This is a genomic window from Solimonas terrae (assembly GCF_011067135.1).
Taxonomy (GTDB): domain Bacteria; phylum Pseudomonadota; class Gammaproteobacteria; order Nevskiales; family Nevskiaceae; genus Solimonas; species Solimonas terrae.
In genome coordinates this window covers 182,237-205,248 of record NZ_JAAMOW010000005.1, presented here as the reverse complement: position 1 = coordinate 205,248, position 23,012 = coordinate 182,237, and the positions used below count along the sequence as shown (strand labels likewise).

The following is a 23,012-nucleotide window of genomic DNA, read 5'->3' as shown; positions in this document are numbered from 1 at the left end:
CCGTCAACCGGCCGCTTATCCGTAGAATCCCAGCGCATGAAGCCGATTCGTATTTTCGCCTGTGTCCTGCTCGCCCTCTGCCCGGCCTGCGCAACGCCCCCGCCGGCCCCTGTCGTCGAAGCGCCGCCGCCGCTCCCACCGCCGCCCAAGGTGGCGCTTGTGCTCGGCGGCGGCGGCGCACGCGGCTTCGCGCACGTCGGCGTGCTCAAGCTGCTCGACACGCAGGGCCTCAAGCCGGACCTGATCGTCGGCACCAGCGCCGGCAGCGTGGCCGGCGCGCTCTATGCAGCCGGCTACAGCGGCTTCGACCTGCAGGAGATGGCGTTCGCGCTCGATCGCGCGACGATCGCCGACTGGTCGATGTTCGGCAAAGGCCTGATCCGCGGCGAGGCGCTGCAGAATTTCGTCAACCAGGCGGTCAAGAACCGGCCGATCGAGGCTCTCGACGTCCCGTTCGCCTGCGTCGCCACGCGGGTCGACACCGGCCAGGCCGTGCTGTTCCAGCGCGGCAATGTCGGCCAGGCGGTGCGCGCATCATCGTCGGTGCCGGGCGTGTTCGAGCCGGTCGTGATCGGCGGCAACGAATATGTCGACGGGGGCCTCGTCAGTCCGTTGCCGATCCGCTACGCACGACAGCTTGGCGCCGATTTCGTGATCGCGGTCGACGTTTCGACGCCGCCGGCGAGCACGGCGAGCACCGGCAAGCTGGATCTGCTGATGCGCAGTTTCGAGATCATGGGCCAGTCGATCCGCGACGCCGAACTCCCGCAGGCCGACGTCGTGATCCGCCCGGACCTGACCGGCATCAGTTCCAGCAATTTCGAGTCGAAACAGCAGGCAATCCTGCAGGGCGAGCGGGCGGCGCTCGCGGCGATGCCGCAGATCCGCGCCAAACTGGCGGCGCGCATGAGCCCGCCACTGCCAACCCGGATTCCGTTTCAGCCGGGCCTGCCGGCGACGGCTACCCCTCGAACGGCTCCGTCCAATCCTCCTCCGGCATTGGACTAGTTTTCAGCACCGCGCGGATGGTGTCGGCGGTATAGCCGTGACTGGCGAGATACCGGTATTGCTTCTGCCACTCGGCGGCGCCTTTCGGGGCCGTGCGAAACTTGCGCCGACGCAGCTCGGCGCAGCGCGCGCCCCAGTCACAGCCGGCCGCCGTCAGTGCGTCACGCGCCACCGACTCGGCGATACCGGCCGCCGCCAGCTCGGCGCGGATGCGCAGCGGCCCGTAACCCTGTTCGATGCGGTTGCGGACCAGCATTTCCGCGTAGCGGGCATCGGACTGCAGCCCGGCATCCTGAACCTTCGCGACCGCCGCCAGCGCGATCCCGGCTTCGGCGCCGCGACGCTGCAGCTTGAACGCCAGTTCGGCGGCGGAATGCTCGCGCCGTGACAGCAGCTTCAGCGCGCGCTCGCGCGCCGCCCCGGCATCGAGCGGCGTGCGTTCCGCCGTCCGCTTACTTGGCGGCCGCGGCTTCCGCACGCGCGGCGGCCCGCTCGGCGCGCTCCGGATTGAGCTTGGCACGGATCGCCGCCTCGATCTCGTCGGCAACGGCCGGGTTTTCGCGCAGATAATTGCGCGCGTTCTCCTTGCCCTGACCGATCTTGTCGCCCTTGTAGGCGAACCAGGCGCCGGACTTGTCGACGACGCCGTTGTCGACACCCAGATCGATCAGTTCGCCGAGCTTGGAGATGCCTTCGTTGTAGAGGATCTCGAAATGCGCTTCCTTGAACGGCGGCGCCATCTTGTTCTTGACGACCTTGACGCGGGTTTCGTTGCCGATCACCTCATCGCCTTTCTTGATGGCGCCGGTACGGCGGATGTCGAGGCGTACGGACGCGTAGAACTTCAGGGCGTTGCCGCCGGTCGTCGTTTCCGGCGAGCCGTACATGACGCCGATCTTCATGCGGATCTGGTTGATGAACACGACCATGCACTTCGAGCGCGAAATGTTGCCGGTCAGCTTGCGCAGGGCCTGGCTCATCAGGCGCGCCTGCACGCCGACGCTGGAATCGCCCATCTCGCCTTCGATTTCCGCCTTCGGCACCAGCGCCGCGACCGAATCGATGACGACGATGTCGACGCTGTTCGAGCGCACCAGCATGTCGCAGATTTCCAGCGCCTGTTCGCCGGTATCCGGCTGCGAGATCACCAGATCCTCGACCTTCACGCCGAGCTTCTGCGCATAGCCGACATCGAGCGCATGCTCGGCGTCGATGAACGCGGCGACGCCGCCGGCCTTCTGGCATTCGGCGACGGCATGCAAGGTCAGCGTGGTCTTGCCCGACGACTCCGGGCCGTAGATCTCGACGACGCGGCCGCGCGGCAGGCCGCCGATGCCCAGCGCCGTGTCGAGCGTCAACGAGCCGGTCGAAATCACTTCAACGTCGGGGACCTGCATCCCTGGCGTCATCTTCATGATGGCGCCCTTGCCGAACTGCTTTTCGATCTGAGAGAGCGCGGCTTCGAGGGCTTTCTTGCGGTTATCGTCCATGGGTTCTCTGCAATTCGTATGGAAAGTTCGCGCGCATGATGCACCGACCCGGGCTCAAAAACTGAGACTTCCGGCAGCTTCGCGCACCCTTTTCGGGGCACGCGCGTCGGCGATGCGGCGGCGGCGCGGCATTGTCCCACAAACGGTCGTGCCGACGGCTGGCGACCGCAGACCCGGCAGCCGCTACACTTGCACCGTTGCTTCGAGCTTACCGGGGGTATCGATGTCGTCTCGTTTCCTGCGCCGGGCGCTGACCGCGTCACTGGCGTTGCTGTTGCCGCTGTCCGCCCACGCCGCGTTCGGCGACGGCCTGAAGACGCTTGCGGGCGGGCTGGGCACGACGCTCGGTACGCTCGGCGGCGGCCTGCAGCTGACCTTCCAGCACCTGAGCCAGAAATATCTCGAACCGACCGACGGTACCAGCAGCTTCGAGGAAGATTTCGTCTATCAGGGCGTCACGCGCGAAGTGCTGTACATCATGCCGAACGTGCAGACCGCGCCGCTGGCGCCGGCCGTCGTGCTGCTGCACTACCACTACGGCACGCCCGAAGTGATGGCCAATCTGGTCGAAGCCGGCCGCCTGGCGGCCGAGCATGGCGCCTGGGTCATCATCCCCAAGGCCGACGGCGAATGGCAGGAAGACCCGAGCAAGACCTCCGGCACCGATGATGTCGGCTTTCTGTCGGCACTGATCGCGCACGCGATCGCGGTGCGCCCGCTCGACGCCAAGCGCATCTACATGGCCGGCATGTCGAACGGCGGCTTCATGGCCGAACGCTTTGCCTGCGAACGCTCTGACCTGGTTGCCGGCACCGCGATCGTCGCTGCCACCCTGCGCAAGTCGGAAAACGCGGTCTGCGCGCCGCTGCGCGTGGTGCCGATGACGATCATGCTGGGCAGCCGCGATTCACGCATCAATCTCGAGGCCAATCTGAACCTCGGCCTGCTGACCGGTCAGGGGACTTTCGATCGCTTCGTCGCCCTCAATGGCTGCAATCCGGCGCAGACCATCAGCAGCCAGCTGCCCGACATCGCCAACGACGGCACGGTGACGACGCTGGAGGAGGCCGGCGGCTGCGCGTCCGGCGGCGCGGTGCGCTATTACGCGATCGAAAACGGGGGGCACACCTGGCCGCAGGGCAACTACACCGGCGTCTCGCTGCTCGGCAAGGTCGCGCAGGATTTCAACGCGACCGACGCGATCTGGGACTTCTTCGAACCTCTGCACCTGCCCTGAAGCAGGCGCAGCGCGGCCGCGGAGTCAGAAGTCGAGATCGAGCTGCGTACGCGCCGGCGGCGGCGCCTCGTCGTCGTCCCCGTCCAGCGGCCAGCGCGCGACGATCTCGTAGGCGATCGGCTGCAGGTCCAGGCGGCTGCGGATCAGCACGAATTCCTCGACGCGCCATTCGATCGGCGCGATCGGCGTCGGCGGCAGCGGCCGGTCGGCGCGCAGTACCGTCAGATGCGGCGTGAAACGCATGCGCTCGATCGGCGTGTCGGTGCGCAGCATCGCGTCGCGCAGGCGATCGTGCAGCAGGTTCAGTTGCGGCGGCGTTCGGCGTGGCCCCAGCCACCAAGGCACATTGCGGCTGTTGCGAAACGAGCCGGCGTGATCGAGTGTCAGCGTGAACGGCGCCATCCGCACCAGCCGCGCCGCCTGCACGGCCGACGCTTCGTGTGCCGCCGACACCTGATCGCCGAGAAACAGCATCGTCATGTGGTAGCGATCGGACGCCGTCGCGTACCCGGATGGCTGCAATTTGACCTTCAGCTCGCGGGTGGCCTCGAAGCAGGCCTTGCGCGCCACTTCGTCGGGCCACAGGGCAAAGAACAGTCGGTTGAGCTGCATGGATCCGGTCTGCAGAGTCGTGAGTGATCGCCGCCGGCATGACGGCCGTGAACGACGGGCAGCGGAATTCTAGCGGCTGAGTTCAGCCGGCTTCGCGAACCCGGTACAGCAGGCCTTCGAGCGCGGATTGTGCGGCCTGACGCCGCACGTTCTCGCGGCTGCCTTCGAAGAAGAAGCGATGTGTTTCCGGGCCATGGCCGCGACGGATCCACGCGATCCACACCGTGCCGACCGGCTTGTCCTCGCTGCCGCCGCCCGGACCGGCAATGCCCGTCACCGCCAACCCCCAATCGACCGGGCAGGCGCGCAACACGCCGCGCGCCATTGCCGCCGCACACTCACCGCTGACCGCGCCATGCTGTGCAATCACGGTGTCGGGCACCGCGAGCATTTCCATCTTCGCGAGATTCGAATACGTCACCAGGCCGCGCTCGAACCAGCCTGAGGAACCGGCCAGATCGGTGATCTGCGTGGCGATCAGGCCGCCGGTGCAGGACTCGGCAGTCGCCAGCCATTCGCCGCGGGCCAGCAGCACCTGTGCCAGACGCTCGATCAGACGGTCACTCATGGGCTCGATCCGTGAACCGGGTGGCCCGACAGTCTACGCGGCGCATCAGTCGCGGCGGAAAATTTCCTCGGCCATGCGGTCGGCGACCACATGCGTGGGCAGCGCCTCGCGCGCGGCGCGCTCGAAGATCTGCGTCAGCGTCAGGCCGATGCGCTGCAGATGCGCCTCGACCACCGGCGCGTGATATGCCGGGCCCTCGTAGTGAATGTCGATGATGCCGCCGGCATTGATGCAGTAGTCCGGCGCGTAGAGAATCTCGCGCGCCGACAGCGCTGCGCCGTGCGTGGCCGGCACCGCGAGCTGATTGTTGGCAGCGCCCGCGATCACCTTCGCGCGCAATTGCGGAATCGTCGCATCGTTGAGGATCGCGCCGAGCGCGCACGGCGCGAACACGTCGACATCGAGCGCGTGGATGTCTTCCATCGTCACCGCCGTCGCGCCGAAATCCTGCACGCAGCGTTCGACCGCCGGCGCGTAGATGTCCGTGACCCACAGCTGTGCGCCGGCCTCGTGCAAATGCTTCGCCAGCCGGTAGCCGACATTGCCGACACCCTGGATCGCCACGCACAGCCCCTTCAGCTCATTGCGTCCGAGCCGATGCCGCACCGCCGCCTGCAGGCCGATGAACACGCCCAGCGCGGTTGCCGGCGACGGATCGCCGGTACGCCCGGCGGCCACCGACTTGGCATCCGCCAGACCCCCGACATGCCGCGTCTGTTCGGCCATCAGGCGGATGTCGGCGACGCTCGTGCCCGAATCCTCGGCGACCACGTAGGCACCGTTGAGACGCTCCACCGCGCGTCCCATCGCACGCATCAGCGCCGGCGTCTTGTCGCGGCGCGGATCGCCGATGATCACCGACTTGCCGCCGCCCTGCGGCAGACCGGCGAGCGCCGCCTTGTAGGTCATGCCGCGCGACAGGCGCAGCACGTCGGTCAGCGCCTCGTCTTCGCTGGCGTACGGCCACATGCGACAACCGCCGAGCCCCTTGCCGAGATGGGTGTTGTGCACGGCAATGATCGCGCGCAGGCCCGTCGCGGCGTCGTGGCAGAAACTGACGGTTTCGTGCTGGTCGAACTCGGGATGCGTGAACGGCGTCATCGGAAAATCCGCGCGGTCGAAATCGGGAGTGAATTGTAGCCAGCACCCGCCGCACGACCAGTCGGTGGATTCCTCAGTCCGCAAGCGGCGCGCGGCTTGCTAAAATAGCGAACTTCCATTCATTTATTCGCCACATCGCCGCCGCGCGAGGAGCTTCCCCCAATGTCGTCCGACCCGATCGTCATCACCGGTATCGCCCGTACTCCGATGGGTGGCCTGCTGGGCATGCTGTCCGGCTTCACGGCCAGCCAGCTCGGCGCGCAGGCGATCAAGGCCGCCGTCGAACGCTCCGGCCTTGCCGCCGGCGACGTGCAGGAAGTGCTGATGGGCTGCGTGCTGCCGGCCGGCCAGGGCCAGGCGCCGGCGCGCCAGGCTTCGCGCGGTGCCGGTCTGCCCGACAGCGTGGTCTGCGCAACCGTCAACAAGGTCTGCGGCTCCGGCATGAAGACCATGATGATGGCGCACGACGCGATCGCGGCCGGCAGCGCCGACATCGTCGTGGCCGGCGGCATGGAGAGCATGAGCAATGCGCCCTACCTGCTCGGCAAGGCGCGTGGCGGCTACCGATTCGGTCACGGCGAGATCCTCGATCACATGGCGCTCGACGGTCTCGAAGACGCCTATGAGAAACGCACGCCGATGGGCGCGTTCGCCGAGCGCACCGCAGAGAAGTACGGCTTCACGCGCGAGCAGCAGGATGCGTTCGCGATCGAATCGCTGAGCCGTGCGAAGCGTGCCAACGAGGACGGCAGCTTCGACTTCGAGATGGTCGGCATCGAAGTCAGCAGCAAGAAGGGCACCGAGACGATCACGCGCGACGAGCAGCCGTTCAAGGCGATGCCGGACAAGATTCCGACCCTGAAGCCGGCGTTCAAGAAAGACGGCACGATCACCGCTGCCAACGCCAGTTCGATCTCCGACGGCGCGGCGGCGACCGTGCTGATGCGCCAGTCCGAGGCCGTGAAGCGCGGCATCACGCCGATCGCCAGAATCGTCGCGCACGCCGGCGCCGCGCGCCTGCCGGCCGAGTTCACGATCGCACCGGTCCCGGCGATCACGACGCTGCTCAAGAAGGCCGGCTGGAGCGTAGCCGATGTCGATCTCTGGGAGATCAACGAAGCGTTCGCGATCGTGACAATGGCAGCGATGCAGGAACACAAGCTGCCTCATGACAAGGTCAATGTGCACGGCGGGGCCTGTGCGCTCGGCCACCCGATCGGCGCGTCGGGCACGCGCATCGTCACCACGCTGATCGGCGCGCTCAAGAAGCGCGGTCTGAAGCGCGGTGTCGCGACGCTGTGCATCGGCGGCGGCGAGGCGACGGCGCTGGCGATCGAGATGCTGTAAAACGGGTCGACGGCGCCGCAGGGGCGCCCGGAGATCGGGGGGTCTCTGCATGAACAAAGATCGGAGGAACATCGCGATCCGCACGTGGTTCACGTGCGGATTTCTTTTTGTCGCAGCGTGTTCGAGCGACCGGCACACGGAGCCCGGCGGCAGCGGCGCGACGATCGACCCGGCGTCGCTGTGCGTTGCCAGCGACTGTGGCGAGAAGACCGTCCTGCTGACCATTCCCAGTGCCGAGAATCTGCTGTTCGCCGACGACGGCCGGCTGTTCGTATCCGGCGGCACCAATGTCTTCGAGATCAGCCGCACCGGCGACGGCTATGCGGCGACCCCGCTGTACGATGGCAGCTGCAATTTCACCGGCCTCGCCATCGTCGGCGACGTTCTCTACGCGAACTGCTTCGACGGACGGCTCTATGCTGCGCAGCTCGGCGCGCACCCGGCGCTGCAGCCGATCCACGATCTCGGCCTCGGCGCGCCAAACGGCCTGGCAGCGGACGCCGACGGCGCACTGTATCTGGTCAACGGCCCGCTCAGCACCAGCTCGCTGCCGGCACCGAAGATCGTCCGCCTGCTTCTCGACCCGCAGGACCCGTTTCACGTCATCGATCAGAGCGACTGGACCAGCGCCGGTCTGCTCGGACCGAACGGCCTGCAGATTCACGACGGCGCCGTCTACGTCAGCAATACCGGTCTTGGCGGCCTCGGCGAGATTCGTCGCTACCCGATCGAGGCCGATGGCAGCGCCGGAACCGGCACGCAGTTCGCGAGCCTGCCGAGCGTGCCGGACGACTTCAGCTTCGTCGGCGATGAGGTGCTGGTGGCGTACTACGGGACCGGCCAGATCGCGTTGCTCGATGCCGACGGCCAGCCGCAATCGAGCACCGCCGTCTTCAGCTTCAGCTTTCCGTCGCAGGTCAAGGTCGGGAAGCCGCCGCTGTTTTCAGCGGACGATCTGCTCGTCACCGAAAAAGGCATTCTCGGCGACAACAGCTCACCGATCGGCAATCGCCTGTCATTGTTTCGCCGCAAGCCCGGCGCTTGAGCCGGCGCGCGGCGACTCATTGCGGGTCGGCAGCCCGCTTCTTTGCGACACCGCGGAAGAACGCGGCGATATCAAGCTTCGCCATCAGCCACTCGAAGAAACGCGGCGCGACGATGCTGGTCGCGGCGTTGAGCCGCGCCGGGCCCGGCATCAGATACAGATCCGGCAAATCCGCTTCGATCACGCGAAGCACCGCGTCGCCGAGGGCTTTGGCATCCATGGTGCCGGCGAAAGCCGGTGCGCTGCCGCCGAACGCATTGCGCGCGTTCTCGTACATGCCGGTGCCGGTCATGAATCCGGGCAGGATCACCGACGCGCTGACCGGCCACTTCATGTCCTGCGCACTGAGGCGCAGTGCGCGCGTGAAACTCATCAGCCCGGCCTTGGAGCCCGAATAGACCTCCTCGTAGGCGGTCGGCACCACGCCCGCCGCCGAGGAAATGTTGACGAAGTGCCCGCGGCCGCGCTCCAACATGCGCGGCAGCAGCAGTCGGCTCAGCAGCAGCGGGCCGGTGAGGTTGATGGCGATCATGCTGTCGATGTCGTCGAGACTGCGCTGATCGAAGCGCAGCGCCGATTCGACGCCGGCATTGTTGACCAGGATGTCGATGCCGCCGTATGCCGCGAGCGCGCGCTCCGCCAGCTCGGTCACCGAATCGCGGCTGCCCATGTCGGCCTGCACGATCGCCACGTCGCAGCCGAGATCGCGCAGCTCGTTCGCCGTTTCGTCCAGTTCCGTCATCGAACGCGCGGCGATCACGAAGCGCAGTCCGCGTCCGGCAAGCGTCCGCACGATGTGCCGGCCCATGCCCTTGGATGCGCCGGTCACCAGCGCCGTGTCGCCCTTGCGGATTTCCATCGTCTGCTCCCTTGCGGATGCGGACGATATTGACATATCACGAGGCCGGAACGGCCGGCGAACGACGCGGTGAAGCCCTACAATCGCGCGCCCAGCATTGCCGAGCCCCCGCGATGGCCCGCCTGATCCTGCAGTTCGCCGAAGACCAGTACTGCTACAAGACCACGTTGACGGTGCGTATCACCGACATCAACGCGGCGAACCATCTCAGCAACGACGCGATGATCTCGATGATCTCCGAGGCGCGTGCGCGTTTTCTGTATGACTTCGGCATCACCGAACCGGCGACCGGCGACGCCAGCGTGATCGTCACCGACCTGGCGACGACCTACCGCGCCGAGGCCCACGCCCGCGACCAGCTGCAGTTCGAGATCGGCATCACCGACATGAACCGTTACGGCGCCGACATCATCTTCCGCATCACGCGGCCGGCCGACGGCACGCTGATCGCGATCGCCAAATCCGGCTTCGTGTTCTTCGACTACCGGGCGTCGAAGGTCGTGCCGATGCCGGCGAGCTTTCGCGCACTGTTCCCGAACGCCACCAGCGTCGCGTGACGCACGCGCGACATCGCTTCAGCCCGCCGTCGCCAGCGAAGCATGGTCGGCACGACGCAGCGCGCGGCCGACCAGGACGCCGGCCAGCGCGGTAATCGTCGCCGCCAGCAGCATCGGTGCGCCCGGCAGATGCGGCGCGCTGCCACTGATGAACGTCGCGAAGACCTGGGTGAATGCGATCGGCGCCAGCATGCCGGTGATGCCCATCATGCTGGCATTGGCGCCCTGCAACTGACCCTGCTCCTGCTTGCCGACGCGCGCTGTCATCAAGGCCTGCAGGCTGGGGTTGACCAGGCCGAACAGCGAAAATACCGGCACCGCGGCGAGGAACCAGGTGCCGCTGGGCGCGAGGCCGAATCCGGCAAAGCCGAGCGTCGCGAAAACCAGTCCGGTCAGCAGCGTGCGGCGTTCGCCAAGCCTCGCGACGATCGGCCTGACCAGCACGGATTGCACGACGATGCTGCAGACGCCGGTGGCCGCCATCATCAGGCCGAGGGCGCGCGCGTCCCAGCCATATCGATAGCTCGCGTAGAGAATGCAGGTGCTCGGCAGCACGTAGTGCGCGAATTGATAGAGAAAGTACACGATCGCCAGCCCCGACAGCTCCGGATGCGAGCGCAGCAGTTTCAATGCGCCGACCGGGTTGGCGCGCGTCCAGGAAATCCGCGTCGTGCGCCGCTCGCGCGGCAGCGACTCCGGCAGCACGAAAAAGCCGTATAGCGCATTCATCACCGCCAGCGCACCGGCGATCATGAACGGCAGGCGTGGATCGTTGTGGCCGAGCACGCCGCCCAGTGCCGGCCCGAAGATGAAACCGATGCCGAACGCCGCACCGAGCAAGCCGTAGGCACCGGCGCGTTTCTCGGGCACGGTGACGTCGGCGATGTAGGCACTGGCCATCGAAAAACTCGACGCGGTGATGCCGCTGACGACGCGGCCGACAAACAGCCAGATCAGGGTCGGCGCATAGGCCATGAACAGGAAATCGACCCCCAGGCCGAAGCACGACAGCAGGATCAGCGGCCGGCGGCCGTAGCGATCGGACATCGCGCCGAGCAGCGGCGAGAACGCGAACTGCATCGCCGCCCAGGCCATGGTGAACAGGCCGTAGACCTGTGCCGCGCGCGCGGTGTCGCCATTGAGGAACTGCTCGACCAGCTTCGGCAGCACCGGAATGATGATGCCGAACGCCAGCATGTCGAGCACGACGGTGACGAAGATGAAGATCAAGGCACCGCGCCGCGCGGCGTGCTGGGTCTCGGCATTCATGTACAGCCCCCGGAATGTGACGCGCAGTTTGCCGCGTCCCGTCGTCGGCGTCTCGCGTGATTGTCGCTACCGCCATTGGCAGCGCAATGACGCATGCGCTAGCGTCGCCTGCCGATTCGGGGAACCCGCTTGCCATGATGATGCTCTGCCGCAGCCTGTGGATCTGGCTGTCGTTTCGCCTGCGCGGGCCGCTGGGCGCGCTCGATACGGGCCACCTGCGCCTGCATGTCTGGCCGGGCGACATCGACATGAACCTGCACATGAACAATGGCCGCTATTTCTCGGTGGCCGATCTCGGCCGCCTTGATCTGGGCCTGCGCAACCGCGTCTGGCTGCGCGCGTTCCGGCGTGGCTGGCGGCCGATGGCCGGCGATTCGAATGCGCGCTTTTCGAGTTCGCTGCAACCGTTCCGTCGCTACGAGCTGCAAACCCGCACGCTGGGCTGGAACCAGAAATGGATTTTCTGCGAACACCGTTTCGTCCGCGATGAACGCGTCTGCGCAATGGTCGTCGTGCGCTACCTGTTCGTCAGCAAGCGCGGGCCGGTGCCGCCGTCGAAAGTGATGGCATTGTCCGGCAGCGAGCCGCAGACGCCGACGCTGCCCGACTGGGTGCTGCGCTGGAGCGACACGCAGGACCGCATCACCAGTGTGCTGAAGGCCGAATACGCCGCACGCCACTGACCGCATTTTCCATTTCGCATTGCCTGCAAGGGGAACACCTTGGCCAGCCCGACCTCCTATCCGCATCTGCTGAAACCCCTGAACCTCGGCTTCACGCAGCTGAAGAACCGCGTGCTGATGGGGTCGATGCACACCGGTCTCGAAGACCGCAGGAAGAACTTTCCGCGTCTCGCCGCCTACTTCGCCGAACGCGCACGCGGCGATGTCGGCCTGATCGTCACCGGCGGCTTCGCACCGAACATCGAAGGTTGGCTGCTGCCGTTCGCGTCGAAGCTGAGCACGACTTCGTCGGCACACGCGCACCGACCGATCACCAAGGCCGTGCACGACGAAGGCGGCAAGATCGCCCTGCAAATCCTGCACGCCGGCCGCTACGGTTACTCGCCACTGTCGGTTTCGGCATCGCGCATCAAGTCGCCGATCACGCCGACCACGCCGCGCGAGCTGTCGGCGCGCGGCATCGAGCGCCAGATCAAGGCCTATGTGCGCTGCGCCCTGCTCGCCCGCGAGGCCGGTTATGACGGCGTCGAGGTGATGGGCTCGGAGGGCTATTTCATCAACCAGTTCCTCGTCAGCCACACCAACAAGCGCAAGGACGACTGGGGCGGCTCGTGGCCGAACCGCATGCGCCTGCCGGTCGAGATCGTCACGCGCATGCGCGAAGCGGTCGGCAAGGATTTCATCATCGTCTACCGCCTGTCGATGCTCGACCTGATTCCCGAAGGCCAGAGCTGGGAGCAGGTCGTGGAACTGGCGAAGGCGGTCGAGAAGGCCGGCGCGACCATCATCAACACCGGCATCGGCTGGCACGAGGCGCGGGTTCCGACCATCGCGACCTCGGTGCCGCGCGGCGCGTTCGCCTGGGTCACGCAGAAGATGCGCGGCGAGATCGGCATCCCGCTGTGCACGACCAACCGCATCAATGATCCGGCGGTCGCCGAGCGGATTCTCGCCGATGGTCAGGCCGACATGGTGTCGATGGCGCGACCGCTGCTCGCCGATCCGGACTTCGTGAAGAAGGCTGCGCAGGGCCGTGCCGACGAGATCAATACCTGCATCGCCTGCAACCAGGCCTGCCTCGATCATGCGTTCCAGCTGAAGACCGCGAGCTGTCTGGTGAACCCGCGTGCCTGTCACGAAACCGAACTGAACTACACGCCGACCGCGACCAGGAAGCGCATCGCCGTGGTCGGCGCCGGCCCGGCCGGACTCGCAGCCTCCACCGTGCTCGCAGAACGCGGTCATGCCGTCACGCTGTTCGATTCGGCCGGCGAGATCGGTGGCCAGTTCAACATGGCCAAGCGCGTGCCCGGCAAGGAAGAGTTTCACGAAACACTGCGCTATTTCCGCCGCAAGCTCGACACCGCCGGCGTCACGGTCAAGCTCGGCACGCGCGTGTCCGCGCAGGATCTGCTCGCGGGAAACTATGACGAGATCGTGCTCGCCACCGGCGTCTCGCCGCGCGATCCGAAGATCCCCGGTCAGACCGAACAACAACGGACCGGCAAGGTGCTGAGCTACATCGACGTGCTGCTGCACAACAAGCCGGTCGGCCCGCGCGTCGCCGTGATCGGCGCAGGCGGCATCGGCTTCGACATCTCCGAATTCCTCGTCGAGTCCGGCCATTCACCGACACTGGATCTCGCGGCCTGGAATCGCGAATGGGGCATCGCCGATCCGGCGACGGCGATCGGTGGCCTCGGCAAACCCGAGATCGCGCCACCGGCGCGACAGGTCACGCTGCTGCAGCGCAAGTCCGAGTCACTTGGCAAGCACCTCGGCAAAACCACCGGCTGGATTCACCGCGCGACGTTGAAGAAGAAACACGTCGAGATGATCGGCGGCGTCAACTATGAAGCGATCGACGAACGCGGTCTGCTGATCAGCTACGGCGAGAAGCGCGAAAAGGCGACGCTGCTGGAAGTCGACACCATCGTCCTTTGCACCGGCCAGGAACCGCTGCGCGAACTCGCCGAACCACTGCGCGCCGCGGGCGCGAAGGTCCACATCGTCGGTGGCGCCGATGTTGCCGCGGAACTCGACGCCAAGCGCGCCATCGATCAGGGCTCGCGACTGGCGGCGACGCTGTAGAGCCGCGGGGACCGAGGGCGCCTCCTTCATGAGTTGGTCGATTGATCCGGTTAACATCGGGCCACCAATCAGGGGGGGACTCATGAAATTCGCAAATTACAGCGGCGCTTGGCTGGGCGCTGGACTGACGGTCGTGCTGGCACTGGCGGCTTGCGGCGGAAGCAACGACCAATTCGCTGGCTTCGGTGGCGAAGGGACACCGCCAAACCTGACACTGACCGCCGAGCCGACGACGGTCGCGCCCGGCGCATCGTCGACTCTGACCTGGAGCAGTACCGATGCAACGAGCTGTACCGCATCCGACGGCTTGACCGGGGCGCAAGCGACCAGCGGCAGTGTTGACGTACAGCCGTCAAGTACCACGAGCTACACGCTTGTTTGTATTGGCCCCGGCGGCAGTGCCAGTTCGACGGTGACGATCGGCATTGCCGCAGCGGCAGCGAACGCGCTCGATACACCCGAGAAAGTACTTTCCCGCGCCATGCTCGGCGATCTGCATGATCTGGCGGTCGCGTTTGCGACTGGCAACGCGTCGACCAAGGCTGCGCGCAGATCGAAAGCAGCCGCCGTGTCGGTGCCGGCCAAATCGACAACCTACGATTGCGATAGCGGCACCGAGACCGATGACGATCCGACGCTGATCGACGTGAACTCACCCTACACGACCGAGTCATTCGTCGGAACCTATATTCACTTCGATCACTGCAAGAGCAAGCAGCGCGATGGCAGCCTCCTCATGTACGACGGCTTACAACTCTATGCTTGTCCGCAAAGTACGACCACGGACGGCCTCTCATGCCGCTACAAGGACGATGGCGATGAGCAGACGCTGGTCAAATACAGCGAATCCGGCGCGTCCGGCGTGCCGCTCATCATCACCGAAAGCACGGTCGACAATGGCGTCGAAAGCATTCAGCGCGAGACCCAGTATCTCGGCGGCCCGAGCAATCGCCTCTACACGGCAAGCGTTGACGGTGTCTTCGGTCGCTTTCGCTACGAAATACTGCATTTCGTCCATAACATCACCCGCCTTCCGATCGACGGCGTGCTGCAACTGCAGGCGGACTATTCAGATGGCACGCGCGATTCACCGTCCCGCGTACTCGAGACCAGCTACGAGGACGGCACGGACACGTATGAGCACGATGGCGTCGAATCGTTCAGAGCCGTTGACTGTGATCTGGGTAGCTACACCGTCCACATGATCGAACCGGTTCACTACACAACAGACCCCGCAACCGCGACGCCACTTCATATCGTTGGCGGCGTCGTCGAAATACAGCAGGATGACCAGACCGCGCGCTTGAGCTTCAACGAAGACGGCTCGCTGACCGTCGTCGACAGCACATCGAAGACAACGAACTATTCGACACCAGAGTCCCTGCAGGCAGCGCTCGGTGAGTGTGCAAAGTATTTCTGAGTGTGCGGTGAGTCCGGAGAACGACAAGGTCATTGGCCGATCGCATGTACTCTCGGAGTCCGGTCACGCTGGTTGCACAAGCTGAGAACAACAAAGGCGCCCTGCGGCGCCTTTGTTGTTCCTGCCATCAACCGATACTCACTCGAACGCAAAATGTTCGACGGGCAGCTTGGTCAACGAACGGCTGGGCTTGAGCATCGAGCTCGCATGACCCTTGGCGCGCGGCAGCAGGTGATCGAAGTAGAAGCGCGCGGTGGCCAGCTTGGCCTTGTAGAACTCCGCTGATTCCTTGCCGCCATTGGCGAGCTTGTCGCTGGCGACGGCTGCCTGCAGGCCCCAGAAGTACGCCATGGTGACGTAGCCCGAGTACATCAGGAAGTGATGGCTGGCGGCGCTGACCTGATCGCGATCCTTGCGCGCCATCAGCATGAGACGCATCGTCAGCACATTCCACTCGGCGGCGTAGCGCGCCAGCGGCGTCGCGTAACGGCGCATCTTGGCATTGGCCATGTGCTCGACGGCAAACTTGGCAATCATGCCGGTGAATTCACGCACCGCGCCGCCGCGCGTCATCACCAGCACCTTGCGACCGAGCAGGTCGAGCGCCTGGATGCCGGTGGTGCCTTCATAGAGCGTGGCGATGCGCGCGTCGCGCGCGATCTGCTCCATTCCGTGTTCCTTGATGTAGCCGTGACCGCCGAACACCTGAATGCCCTGGTTCGCGGATTCGAGACCCATCTCGGTGAGAAAGCCCTTCATGATCGGCGTCAGAAAGCCGAGCTTGTCGTCCCAGTGCTTGTACTTCCTGGCGTCGTTCTCGACGATGCCATTGGTCATGTGGTCGGCATACTGCGCGGCGAAGTAGATCATCGCGCGACCGCCTTCGGCGACGGCCTTCTGCGTCAGCAGCATGCGCCGCACGTCGGCGTGATGGATGATCGCGTCGGCGACCTTGTCCGGTTCCTTCTTGCCACCGAGCGCACGCATCGAACGGCGATCCTTGGCGTACGCCAGCGCGCCCTGGAACGACAGCTCGGCGTGGCAGACACCCTGGATCGCGGTGCCGATGCGCGCGGTGTTCATGAACGTGAACATCGCCTCCAGGCCCTTGTTCTCCTCGGCGATCATCCAGCCGACCGAGTCCTCGAAGTTGATGACGGCGGTGGCCGACGCCTTGATGCCCATCTTGTGTTCGAGGGCGCTGCAGACGACGTTGTTGAACTCGCCGACCGCGCCATCGGCCGCCGGGCGGTGCTTGGGAATGATGAACAGTGAAATGCCGCGGGTGCCGGCCGGCGCGTCCGGCAGGCGCGCGAGCACGACGTGGACGATGTTCTCGGCCAGGTCATGTTCGCCGGCCGAGATGAAGATCTTGGTGCCGGTGATCCGGTAGGTGCCGTCGGCCTGCGGTTCGGCGCGGGTCTTGACCTGGCCGAGATCGGTACCGCATTGCGGCTCCGTCAGGCACATCGTGCCGGTCCAGCGACCTTCGGTCAGCGGCGGCATGTAGATGTTCTTCAGCTCGTCCGAGGCGTGCTGCATGATCGTGTTCATGGCGCCGAGCGACAGACCCGGATACATGTTGAACGACCAGTTGGCCGTACCCATCATTTCGGTCTTGAACAGACCCATCGACATCGGCAGCCCCTGGCCGCCGTATTCGGCAGGATGCGAGAGGCCCTGCCAGCCGCCGGCGACGTACTGCTCGTAGGCGTCCTTGAAACCCTTGGGCGTGGTGACGGCGCCGTTTTCGATGCGGCAGCCTTCCTCGTCGCCGGAGAGGTTGATCGGCGCCAGCACTTCTTCGCAGAACTTCGCGCATTCGTCGAGGATGGCGTCGACCGTGTCGGGATCGGCGTCCTTGCCGTTCGGCATGCCGGCGTAGTGCGCGGGATAGTCGAAAACTTCGTTGAGCAGAAAACGCACGTCGCGCAGGGGCGCTTTGTAGGTAGGCATTGGGGGTAACCACGATAGTTGAACAGGGGGATTGTGCCTCTGCCGCACGGCGCCGCCATTGGCCTGAGTGACCCGCCGGGCAGGCAATTCCGCAGGCATGCGAACCACTGTACCGCGTACAGACAGGCGGCGATCATCATGCTGGCGGTTTATGCTCCGGAGCCGAAATGAACACCATCGACGCCCATCGGGCCTGGCCCACACTTGAGCTCGTTTCCGCCGACGGCGCTCGCGCCGAGATCAGTGCGCACGGCGCGCAGGTAGTCTCGTGGAGGCCCCGACGCGGCGGCGAACGTCTCTACCTGAGCGGCAAGGCGCAGGCCGGTCCCGGCCAGACCATCCGCGGCGGCGTGCCGGTGGTGTTTCCGCAGTTCGCGTTCGAAGGCGAGCTGCCGAAGCACGGATTCGTGCGCAATGTACCGTGGTCGCTGCTGGCGCACGGCGACGGTCATGTTCGCTACGGCCTGCATGAAGACGCGCGGACGCTGGCGCTGTGGCCGCATGCTTTCGCCGCCGAGCTGTCGGTGGAGGTACACGGCGACACGCTCCGCATCGGCCTGAAGATCCGCAATACCGGCGATCGCGCGTTCCGCTTCACGGCTGCCCTGCACAGCTATCTGCGGGTCGAGGACATCGGCCGCGCGCGCATCGCCGGCCTGCAAGGGCTGCGCTATCGCGACAAGGTTCGCGGCGATTCTGACCACGTCGAATCACGGGCAGAACTCGGCATCGACGGTGAGGTCGATCGCATCTACTTCGATGCGACGTCGCCCTTGACGATGCGCGACGGCATGCACGGACTCGACATTCGCCATGAGGGCTTCGCCGACACCGTGGTCTGGAATCCGGGCGTGGACAAGGCAGCCGAACTGCACGACCTCGACGACGGCGGCTGGCAACGGATGCTCTGCATCGAAGCCGCCGCCATCGGCGAACCGGTCGAGCTGCAGCCCGGACAGGCATGGAGCGGCACGCAAACCCTGGAGGCACGATGAAGACGATGGAATTCTGGTTCGAGTTCGCCAGCACCTATTCCTATCCGGCGGCGATGCGCGTCGAAGCGGCGGCCCGCGCGGTCGGTGTGACGGTGCAGTGGAAGGCCTTCCTGCTCGGACCGATCTTCAAGGCGCAGGGCTACGAGAGCTCGCCGTTCGTCGCATTTCCGGTCAAGGGCCGTTACATGTGGCGCGACATCGAACGCCTCAGTGCGAAGTACGGTCTCGACTGGCGGCAGCCGACCCGCTTCCCGCGCACCAGCGTCACGGCCGCACGCATCGCCTGCAGTTACGGCGACGCGGCCTGGCTGCCGGCCTTCGTGCGCGCGATCTATCACGCCAACTTCGCGCAGGATCGCGACATCGGCGACGACGCCGTCGTTCGCGATTGCCTGATCGCGCTCGGACTCGACGCGGATGCGGTGCTCGCCCATGTCACGAGCGCGGCCGAGAAGCCCCGTCTGCGCGAACAGGGCGAGCAGGCAGCGCAGCGTGGCCTGTTCGGCGCACCGAGCTTCGTCGTCGACGGCGAGCTGTTCTGGGGCAACGACCGCCTGGAAGACGCGCTGGACTACGCGCAGCGCTGAATGGAAAGCACACGTATCGCCCACAAAAAAGGCCCGCGATCCGCGGGCCTTTTTTGTGCTTGCGCCGCCTCAGTGCGCTGCGACGCTGCGCCCGGTGGGTATCGACATGCTGCGATAGGCCGCGTCGAGCAACCACAGCGGACCGATCAGCAGGAACTGCAGGTCTTTGAAGAACGACGGGCGTGCGCGCTCGAGATGATGGCCGATGAACTGGCCGACCCAGGCGAGCACGAACACGGCGACCGACAGCCACAGGAGTTCCACACCCAGAGCAGCATGCAACGCTGCGATCAGCCAGTACGCGAGCAGGAAGATCACCGTCATGCCCAGCGCGAGGCGCCAGGACAGGCGGAAGTAGTACAACAGTGCGCACGCGCCGACGATCGTCGCGAGATTGATGTGCCCATAGCCGATCGGCGCGACCTTCAAGGCTGCCCCGATCGAAAACGCGATCAGCGGCACGCAGATCCAGTGCAGCAGCTTGTTGGTGGGATTGCGATGGCTGGCGCTGTATTCGTCCAGCCACTGTGAGAGGTTTGTCATCGGCGTCTCCTTGCCGGTCATTCAGCCCATGCTGATAGTATGAGTCAGCCATCGCGTCCGCCCGATAGTAAAAACCGCCCCGGCATCCGGGCGGCGCCCGTCGCCACAGGAGCTCGCGCCAGCGGCATGTCCACAGCCTCTCCCGCCGATGCAGTCGACCCCGTCGATCGCCTGATCGCCTATCTTTATCGCTCCGGCCTGCAGGTCGGCGCTTCGCAGTTCCGCGGCTGGGCACTGGCGGAACTGGCACGCGTCGTGCGCTGCGACGGCGTGCTGTGGGGCAGCGGCCTGGCATCCGAGCTTCGCTTTCACACCGTCACCGTGCATGGTCTTCCGGCGAGTTACCCGGCACAGCTGCAGGCCACATCGGCGACCAATCCGATCCTGCCGTACATCCTCGGCAACCTCGACAAGCCGGTCGACATGCGCGACGTCTTCCCGGATGAAACCTTCTTCGCGTCGGAGCTGTACCGCAGCACGTTCGCGCCGTTCGGCATCAGTCGCATTCTGTCGACCGGCCATCTCGATCGTCGCAGCGGCCTGTATTCGCTGTTGAGCCTTTATCGCAAGGACCGCACCGCGGTTTTCACGGAGAGCGACAAGCAGCGCCAGCAACGCGCCAGCTATCACTTGTTCAACGCTGCCTCGCATTCGTTCTTCCTGCATCTGGCGCGCACCTATGCCGACCGGCCGCCGGATGCGGCTGGTGCAGTTGTCGACGCCGAGGGCCTGTTCCATGAAGCACAGCCGCGCTTCCTCGACATGCTCGATCAACAGATGCCGGATCGCGAAGTGCAACGCCTGCCCTTCCCGATTCCGGCACCGGGCACGATCGTCACGCATGGCGAACTGATGGTGCGCTGCGAACAGCTCGGCGAGCTGTACCTGATCATCGTCTGGCCAAGCGGTCCGCTCGATCGCCTGACCGTCCGCGAGCGCGAGATCGTCTACTGCGTCGCGCAGGGCCTGTCGTTCAAGCAAGCGGCCAAGAAGATCGGCGTCGCGCCATCGACGGTCGCCAATCACCTGTATCGCGTCTACCGCAAGCTGGGCGTCTACAGTCGCACGGAACTCGCCGGTCTGGTCCATCCGCAGACGGTCAACAATGACTGAAGCGGCAGCGTCGCCCGGGCGACTGCTGCAGCTCTGGGCCCGCTACAAGCATCTGGTTGCGCTGTGCAGTTTCATCGCCGGCGCAGCGAGTCTGGTGCTGATCCAGCGTCAGGAAAAAGTCGCCCAGACGCTGGTCGTCCTGCTGCCGCTGTCGTGGCTGATCGCGGCCTTCGAGCCGCAGTGGCTGAAGCTTGCCGAGCGTGCCCGCTGGCTGCGCCACTCGCCACTGCTGGTGCGTTATCTGATGCAGGCCCTGCATCAGGAATCCTTCTTTTTCACGCTGCCGTTCTTTCTGGCGACGACCACCTGGAGCAGTGCCCAGCCACTGTTCCTGTTTGCAATGGGCATCTTCGCGCTGGTGTCGATGATCGATCCGCTGTATTTCGATCATGTCGTCGTGCATCGCGGCCGCTTGTGGAGCTTCCATGCGGCCGCAGGTTTTGCCACCGTGCTCGCGGCGGCGCCGATGCTCTGGCAGATCACCACTGCAACAAGTCTGTGGCTGTCGATCGCGGCCGGCGCCGTGCTCGCCGTGCCGGCCTTTGCCGCGGCCCTGCCCGGTCGGCGCTGGCTGCGCTGGCCGGCGGCCATCACGGCCAGCCTGCTGCTGGCCGCCACGCTCAGCCTGCTGCGCTTTGCCATTCCGCCGGCCACCCTGCGCGTCCACAACGCACACGCCGTCGAACAGATCGACGCCGAGCAGCGTACGCCGGGCCCCAGCGTGTCGAGCGTGAGCGTCGACGAACTGAACGCGCACGGCCTCTATGCCTGGACGCCGATCCATGCCCCGCGCGGGCTGTCGGAGCAGATCGTTCATCAGTGGTGGCATGACGGCCAGCTGGTCGACAGCATCCCGATCGAAATTCGCGGCAGTCGCGAAGCGGGCTATCGGACCTGGACACACAAGAGCAGCTTCCCGGCCGATCCGCGCGGCGACTGGCAGGTGCGCGTCGTCACGCAGAGCGATCAGCTGATCGGCATCGTCCGCTTCACCGTCCGCTAGAACCGGCTTCCCGTCCGGCTCACCCGAAACGCCGCATGAGTGGAAGCGCATGCCTCGATATAAAACTAAAAGGAATATTAAAATCTCTTATTATTCTTTTACATGAGATCTGCCGATCCGCAGGATAGCCCGACTTTCAACGTCAGCCGGGGGGAATCCTGTTCATGTCGTCGCAACTCATCAAGTCGCTGTGGCTGCTGCCACTGCTCGCCGTCGCAGGCACCGCCGTCGCCGAGGACGCACCGACCGTAGACCAGCTCGACCAACGCATCCGCGTGCTCGAACGCCAGCTCGAGCTTCAGCAGGAAGATGCCGACACCAACGCCAGGAAGACCGCAACCGTCTCGGCATCGGACAAGGGCTTCACGATCCAGTCGGCCGACAATGCCTTCCAGTTCCGCTTTCGCGGCCTCATGCAGGCCGATGGTCGCTGGTTCCTCGACGACAAGGCGCCGCGCACCAACGACGGCTTCCTGCTGCGTCGCGTCGAACCGACCTTCGAACTGACGTTCAGCAGGATTCTGTTCCTGCGCATCCAGCCGAACTTCGCACCGGACAGCGCCACGGTCTCCGACGTCTACGGCGAATTGCGCCTCGACCCGGCGTTCTACCTGCGCGCCGGCAAATTCAAGGAGCCGATCGTGCTCGAGAACCTGCAGGCGAGCGCCGGCATCAAGTTCAACGAACGCGGCCTGCCCAACGAGATCGGGCCGAATCGGGACTATGGCGTGCAGGTTGGCGGCGATCTGCTCGGCAGCACGCTGAGCTACGCGATCGGCGTCTTCAACGGCGCCCCGGACGGACGCGACGGCAAGCAGCAGCCGGACACCGACAACCGCAAGGAAGTCGCCGGCCGCCTGTTCGTCGAACCGTTCAAGAACGATCCGGGCCTGTTGCAGGGACTCGGCTTCGGCGTCGGTGGCTCCTGCGGAGACAAGAACGGCAGCGGCGATTCATCACAGGTCAAGTACCGCACGCCCGGCCAGAACACCTTCTTCAGCTATCTCGCCGGCAGCGGCGGGACCGTCGCCTATGACGGCGCCGAGACACGCATCAGCCCGCAGGCGTACTTCTACCGCAACCGCTACGGATTGTTCGGCGAATACATCGTTTCGCGGCAGAAAGTCAGCCTCGCCAGCGACAGTGCAACGCTCAGCAACAAGGCCTGGCAGGTGCTCGGCAACGTGGTGCTGACCGGCGAGGACGCGAGCTATGCCGGCATCGTCAAGCCGAAGCGCGCGCTCGGCAAGGACGGCTACGGCGCAGTCGAGCTGATCGCCCGCTACGGCGAACTCGAGATCGACAAGGACGCGTTCCCGATCTATGCCAGTCCGACCGCCTCGGCAAACAAGGCCAGGAATTGGGCGGCGGGCATCAACTGGTATCCGCTCGCCAATCTCAAGATCGGCCTCGATTACTCGCAGACCGGCTTCGACGGCGGCGCCGCGAGCGGCGATCGCGAGGACGAAAAACTGCTGTTCACCCGTTTTCAGGTTGCGTTCTGACGCGCCTCCACATCTGCTCGAAG

The 23,012-nt window shown here is 65.4% G+C and carries 22 protein-coding genes; 13 read left to right on the top strand and 9 right to left on the bottom strand.

Annotated elements, in window-relative coordinates:
- Positions 1–36: 36 nt before the first annotated feature.
- Positions 37–1,008 (top strand): patatin-like phospholipase family protein, encoded by a 972-nt coding sequence (locus tag G7Y85_RS11240; RefSeq protein WP_166257058.1) that lies wholly within the window; start codon positions 37–39, stop codon positions 1,006–1,008.
- On the opposite strand, the gene G7Y85_RS11235 is transcribed toward G7Y85_RS11240, so the two are convergent.
- Both G7Y85_RS11235 and recA read right to left on the bottom strand, forming a co-directional pair.
- A complete protein-coding gene (locus tag G7Y85_RS11235) occupies positions 962–1,486 on the bottom strand; it encodes a regulatory protein RecX (protein ID WP_166256649.1) in 525 nt (174 codons plus the stop codon). The genes G7Y85_RS11240 and G7Y85_RS11235 overlap by 47 nt on opposite strands.
- Complete coding sequence (gene recA / locus G7Y85_RS11230; RefSeq protein ID WP_166256645.1) at positions 1,461–2,498, bottom strand: recombinase RecA; 1,038 nt, start codon at positions 2,496–2,498, stop codon at positions 1,461–1,463. The genes G7Y85_RS11235 and recA overlap by 26 nt, the downstream gene beginning before the upstream one ends.
- 223 nt (positions 2,499–2,721) lie before the next feature.
- Between recA and G7Y85_RS11225 the strand changes: the two genes are divergently transcribed.
- Positions 2,722–3,735, top strand: coding sequence for a CE1 family esterase (locus G7Y85_RS11225; RefSeq protein ID WP_166256642.1), 1,014 nt, complete (start codon positions 2,722–2,724; stop codon positions 3,733–3,735).
- A 24-nt stretch (positions 3,736–3,759) separates the two neighbouring features.
- On the opposite strand, the gene thpR is transcribed toward G7Y85_RS11225, so the two are convergent.
- The 3 genes from thpR to G7Y85_RS11210 form a co-directional block, all read right to left on the bottom strand.
- Positions 3,760–4,347 carry an RNA 2',3'-cyclic phosphodiesterase gene (gene thpR, locus G7Y85_RS11220; RefSeq protein WP_166256639.1) on the bottom strand — a complete coding sequence of 196 codons (588 nt, stop codon included), beginning with the start codon at positions 4,345–4,347 and terminating at the stop codon, positions 3,760–3,762.
- A gap of 82 nt (positions 4,348–4,429) precedes the next feature.
- The gene (locus tag G7Y85_RS11215) at positions 4,430–4,915 is read right to left on the bottom strand and encodes a CinA family protein (RefSeq protein WP_166256636.1); all 486 of its coding nucleotides are present in this window, start codon (positions 4,913–4,915) and stop codon (positions 4,430–4,432) included.
- 45 nt (positions 4,916–4,960) lie between these two features.
- Positions 4,961–6,016: a Glu/Leu/Phe/Val dehydrogenase gene (locus tag G7Y85_RS11210; protein WP_166256633.1), complete on the bottom strand. Its 1,056-nt coding sequence runs from the start codon at positions 6,014–6,016 to the stop codon at positions 4,961–4,963.
- A 162-nt stretch (positions 6,017–6,178) separates the two neighbouring features.
- Here G7Y85_RS11210 and G7Y85_RS11205 point away from each other — a divergent pair, with 162 nt between their 5' ends.
- Both G7Y85_RS11205 and G7Y85_RS11200 read left to right on the top strand, forming a co-directional pair.
- Positions 6,179–7,363, top strand: a complete 1,185-nt coding sequence (locus G7Y85_RS11205; protein ID WP_166256630.1) for an acetyl-CoA C-acyltransferase — start codon at positions 6,179–6,181, stop codon at positions 7,361–7,363.
- 49 nt (positions 7,364–7,412) lie between these two features.
- A complete protein-coding gene (locus G7Y85_RS11200) occupies positions 7,413–8,408 on the top strand; it encodes an SMP-30/gluconolactonase/LRE family protein (RefSeq protein ID WP_166256627.1) in 996 nt (331 codons plus the stop codon).
- A gap of 16 nt (positions 8,409–8,424) precedes the next feature.
- On the opposite strand, the gene G7Y85_RS11195 is transcribed toward G7Y85_RS11200, so the two are convergent.
- Complete coding sequence (locus G7Y85_RS11195; RefSeq protein ID WP_166256624.1) at positions 8,425–9,267, bottom strand: SDR family NAD(P)-dependent oxidoreductase; 843 nt, start codon at positions 9,265–9,267, stop codon at positions 8,425–8,427.
- A 113-nt stretch (positions 9,268–9,380) separates the two neighbouring features.
- Between G7Y85_RS11195 and G7Y85_RS11190 the strand changes: the two genes are divergently transcribed.
- Complete coding sequence (locus G7Y85_RS11190; RefSeq protein ID WP_166256621.1) at positions 9,381–9,824, top strand: acyl-CoA thioesterase; 444 nt, start codon at positions 9,381–9,383, stop codon at positions 9,822–9,824.
- A gap of 18 nt (positions 9,825–9,842) precedes the next feature.
- Here G7Y85_RS11190 and G7Y85_RS11185 read toward each other — a convergent pair whose 3' ends face one another.
- On the bottom strand, positions 9,843–11,093 hold the full coding sequence (locus G7Y85_RS11185; protein WP_166256618.1) for a TCR/Tet family MFS transporter: 1,251 nt from the start codon (positions 11,091–11,093) through the stop codon (positions 9,843–9,845).
- 134 nt (positions 11,094–11,227) lie between these two features.
- Between G7Y85_RS11185 and G7Y85_RS11180 the strand changes: the two genes are divergently transcribed.
- From G7Y85_RS11180 to G7Y85_RS11170, 3 genes are all read left to right on the top strand, one after another.
- A complete protein-coding gene (locus G7Y85_RS11180) occupies positions 11,228–11,776 on the top strand; it encodes a thioesterase family protein (RefSeq protein WP_166256615.1) in 549 nt (182 codons plus the stop codon).
- 39 nt (positions 11,777–11,815) lie between these two features.
- Complete coding sequence (locus tag G7Y85_RS11175; protein WP_166256612.1) at positions 11,816–13,867, top strand: NADPH-dependent 2,4-dienoyl-CoA reductase; 2,052 nt, start codon at positions 11,816–11,818, stop codon at positions 13,865–13,867.
- A gap of 82 nt (positions 13,868–13,949) precedes the next feature.
- Complete coding sequence (locus G7Y85_RS11170; protein ID WP_166256568.1) at positions 13,950–15,287, top strand: hypothetical protein; 1,338 nt, start codon at positions 13,950–13,952, stop codon at positions 15,285–15,287.
- Between the two features lie 138 nt (positions 15,288–15,425).
- Here G7Y85_RS11170 and G7Y85_RS11165 read toward each other — a convergent pair whose 3' ends face one another.
- Entirely contained in the window at positions 15,426–17,243 is a 1,818-nt protein-coding gene (locus tag G7Y85_RS11165; protein WP_166256565.1) for an acyl-CoA dehydrogenase C-terminal domain-containing protein, read from the bottom strand.
- Positions 17,244–17,410: 167 nt separating this feature from the next.
- Here G7Y85_RS11165 and G7Y85_RS11160 point away from each other — a divergent pair, with 167 nt between their 5' ends.
- Both G7Y85_RS11160 and G7Y85_RS11155 read left to right on the top strand, forming a co-directional pair.
- Positions 17,411–18,238, top strand: coding sequence for a D-hexose-6-phosphate mutarotase (locus G7Y85_RS11160; protein ID WP_166256562.1), 828 nt, complete (start codon positions 17,411–17,413; stop codon positions 18,236–18,238).
- On the top strand, positions 18,235–18,825 hold the full coding sequence (locus G7Y85_RS11155) for a 2-hydroxychromene-2-carboxylate isomerase (protein WP_166256559.1): 591 nt from the start codon (positions 18,235–18,237) through the stop codon (positions 18,823–18,825). The genes G7Y85_RS11160 and G7Y85_RS11155 overlap by 4 nt, the downstream gene beginning before the upstream one ends.
- A 69-nt stretch (positions 18,826–18,894) precedes the next feature.
- Here G7Y85_RS11155 and G7Y85_RS11150 read toward each other — a convergent pair whose 3' ends face one another.
- Positions 18,895–19,368 carry an Mpo1 family 2-hydroxy fatty acid dioxygenase gene (locus tag G7Y85_RS11150; protein ID WP_166256556.1) on the bottom strand — a complete coding sequence of 158 codons (474 nt, stop codon included), beginning with the start codon at positions 19,366–19,368 and terminating at the stop codon, positions 18,895–18,897.
- 126 nt (positions 19,369–19,494) lie between these two features.
- Here G7Y85_RS11150 and G7Y85_RS11145 point away from each other — a divergent pair, with 126 nt between their 5' ends.
- The 3 genes from G7Y85_RS11145 to G7Y85_RS11135 all read left to right on the top strand — a co-directional run bounded on the left by G7Y85_RS11145 (position 19,495) and on the right by G7Y85_RS11135 (position 22,989).
- Positions 19,495–20,481: a helix-turn-helix transcriptional regulator gene (locus G7Y85_RS11145; protein WP_166256553.1), complete on the top strand. Its 987-nt coding sequence runs from the start codon at positions 19,495–19,497 to the stop codon at positions 20,479–20,481.
- Positions 20,474–21,484, top strand: coding sequence for a DUF5924 family protein (locus tag G7Y85_RS11140; RefSeq protein ID WP_166256550.1), 1,011 nt, complete (start codon positions 20,474–20,476; stop codon positions 21,482–21,484). The genes G7Y85_RS11145 and G7Y85_RS11140 overlap by 8 nt, the downstream gene beginning before the upstream one ends.
- Before the next feature lie 164 nt (positions 21,485–21,648).
- Positions 21,649–22,989, top strand: coding sequence for an OprO/OprP family phosphate-selective porin (locus G7Y85_RS11135; protein ID WP_166256547.1), 1,341 nt, complete (start codon positions 21,649–21,651; stop codon positions 22,987–22,989).
- Positions 22,990–23,012 lie beyond the last annotated feature (23 nt).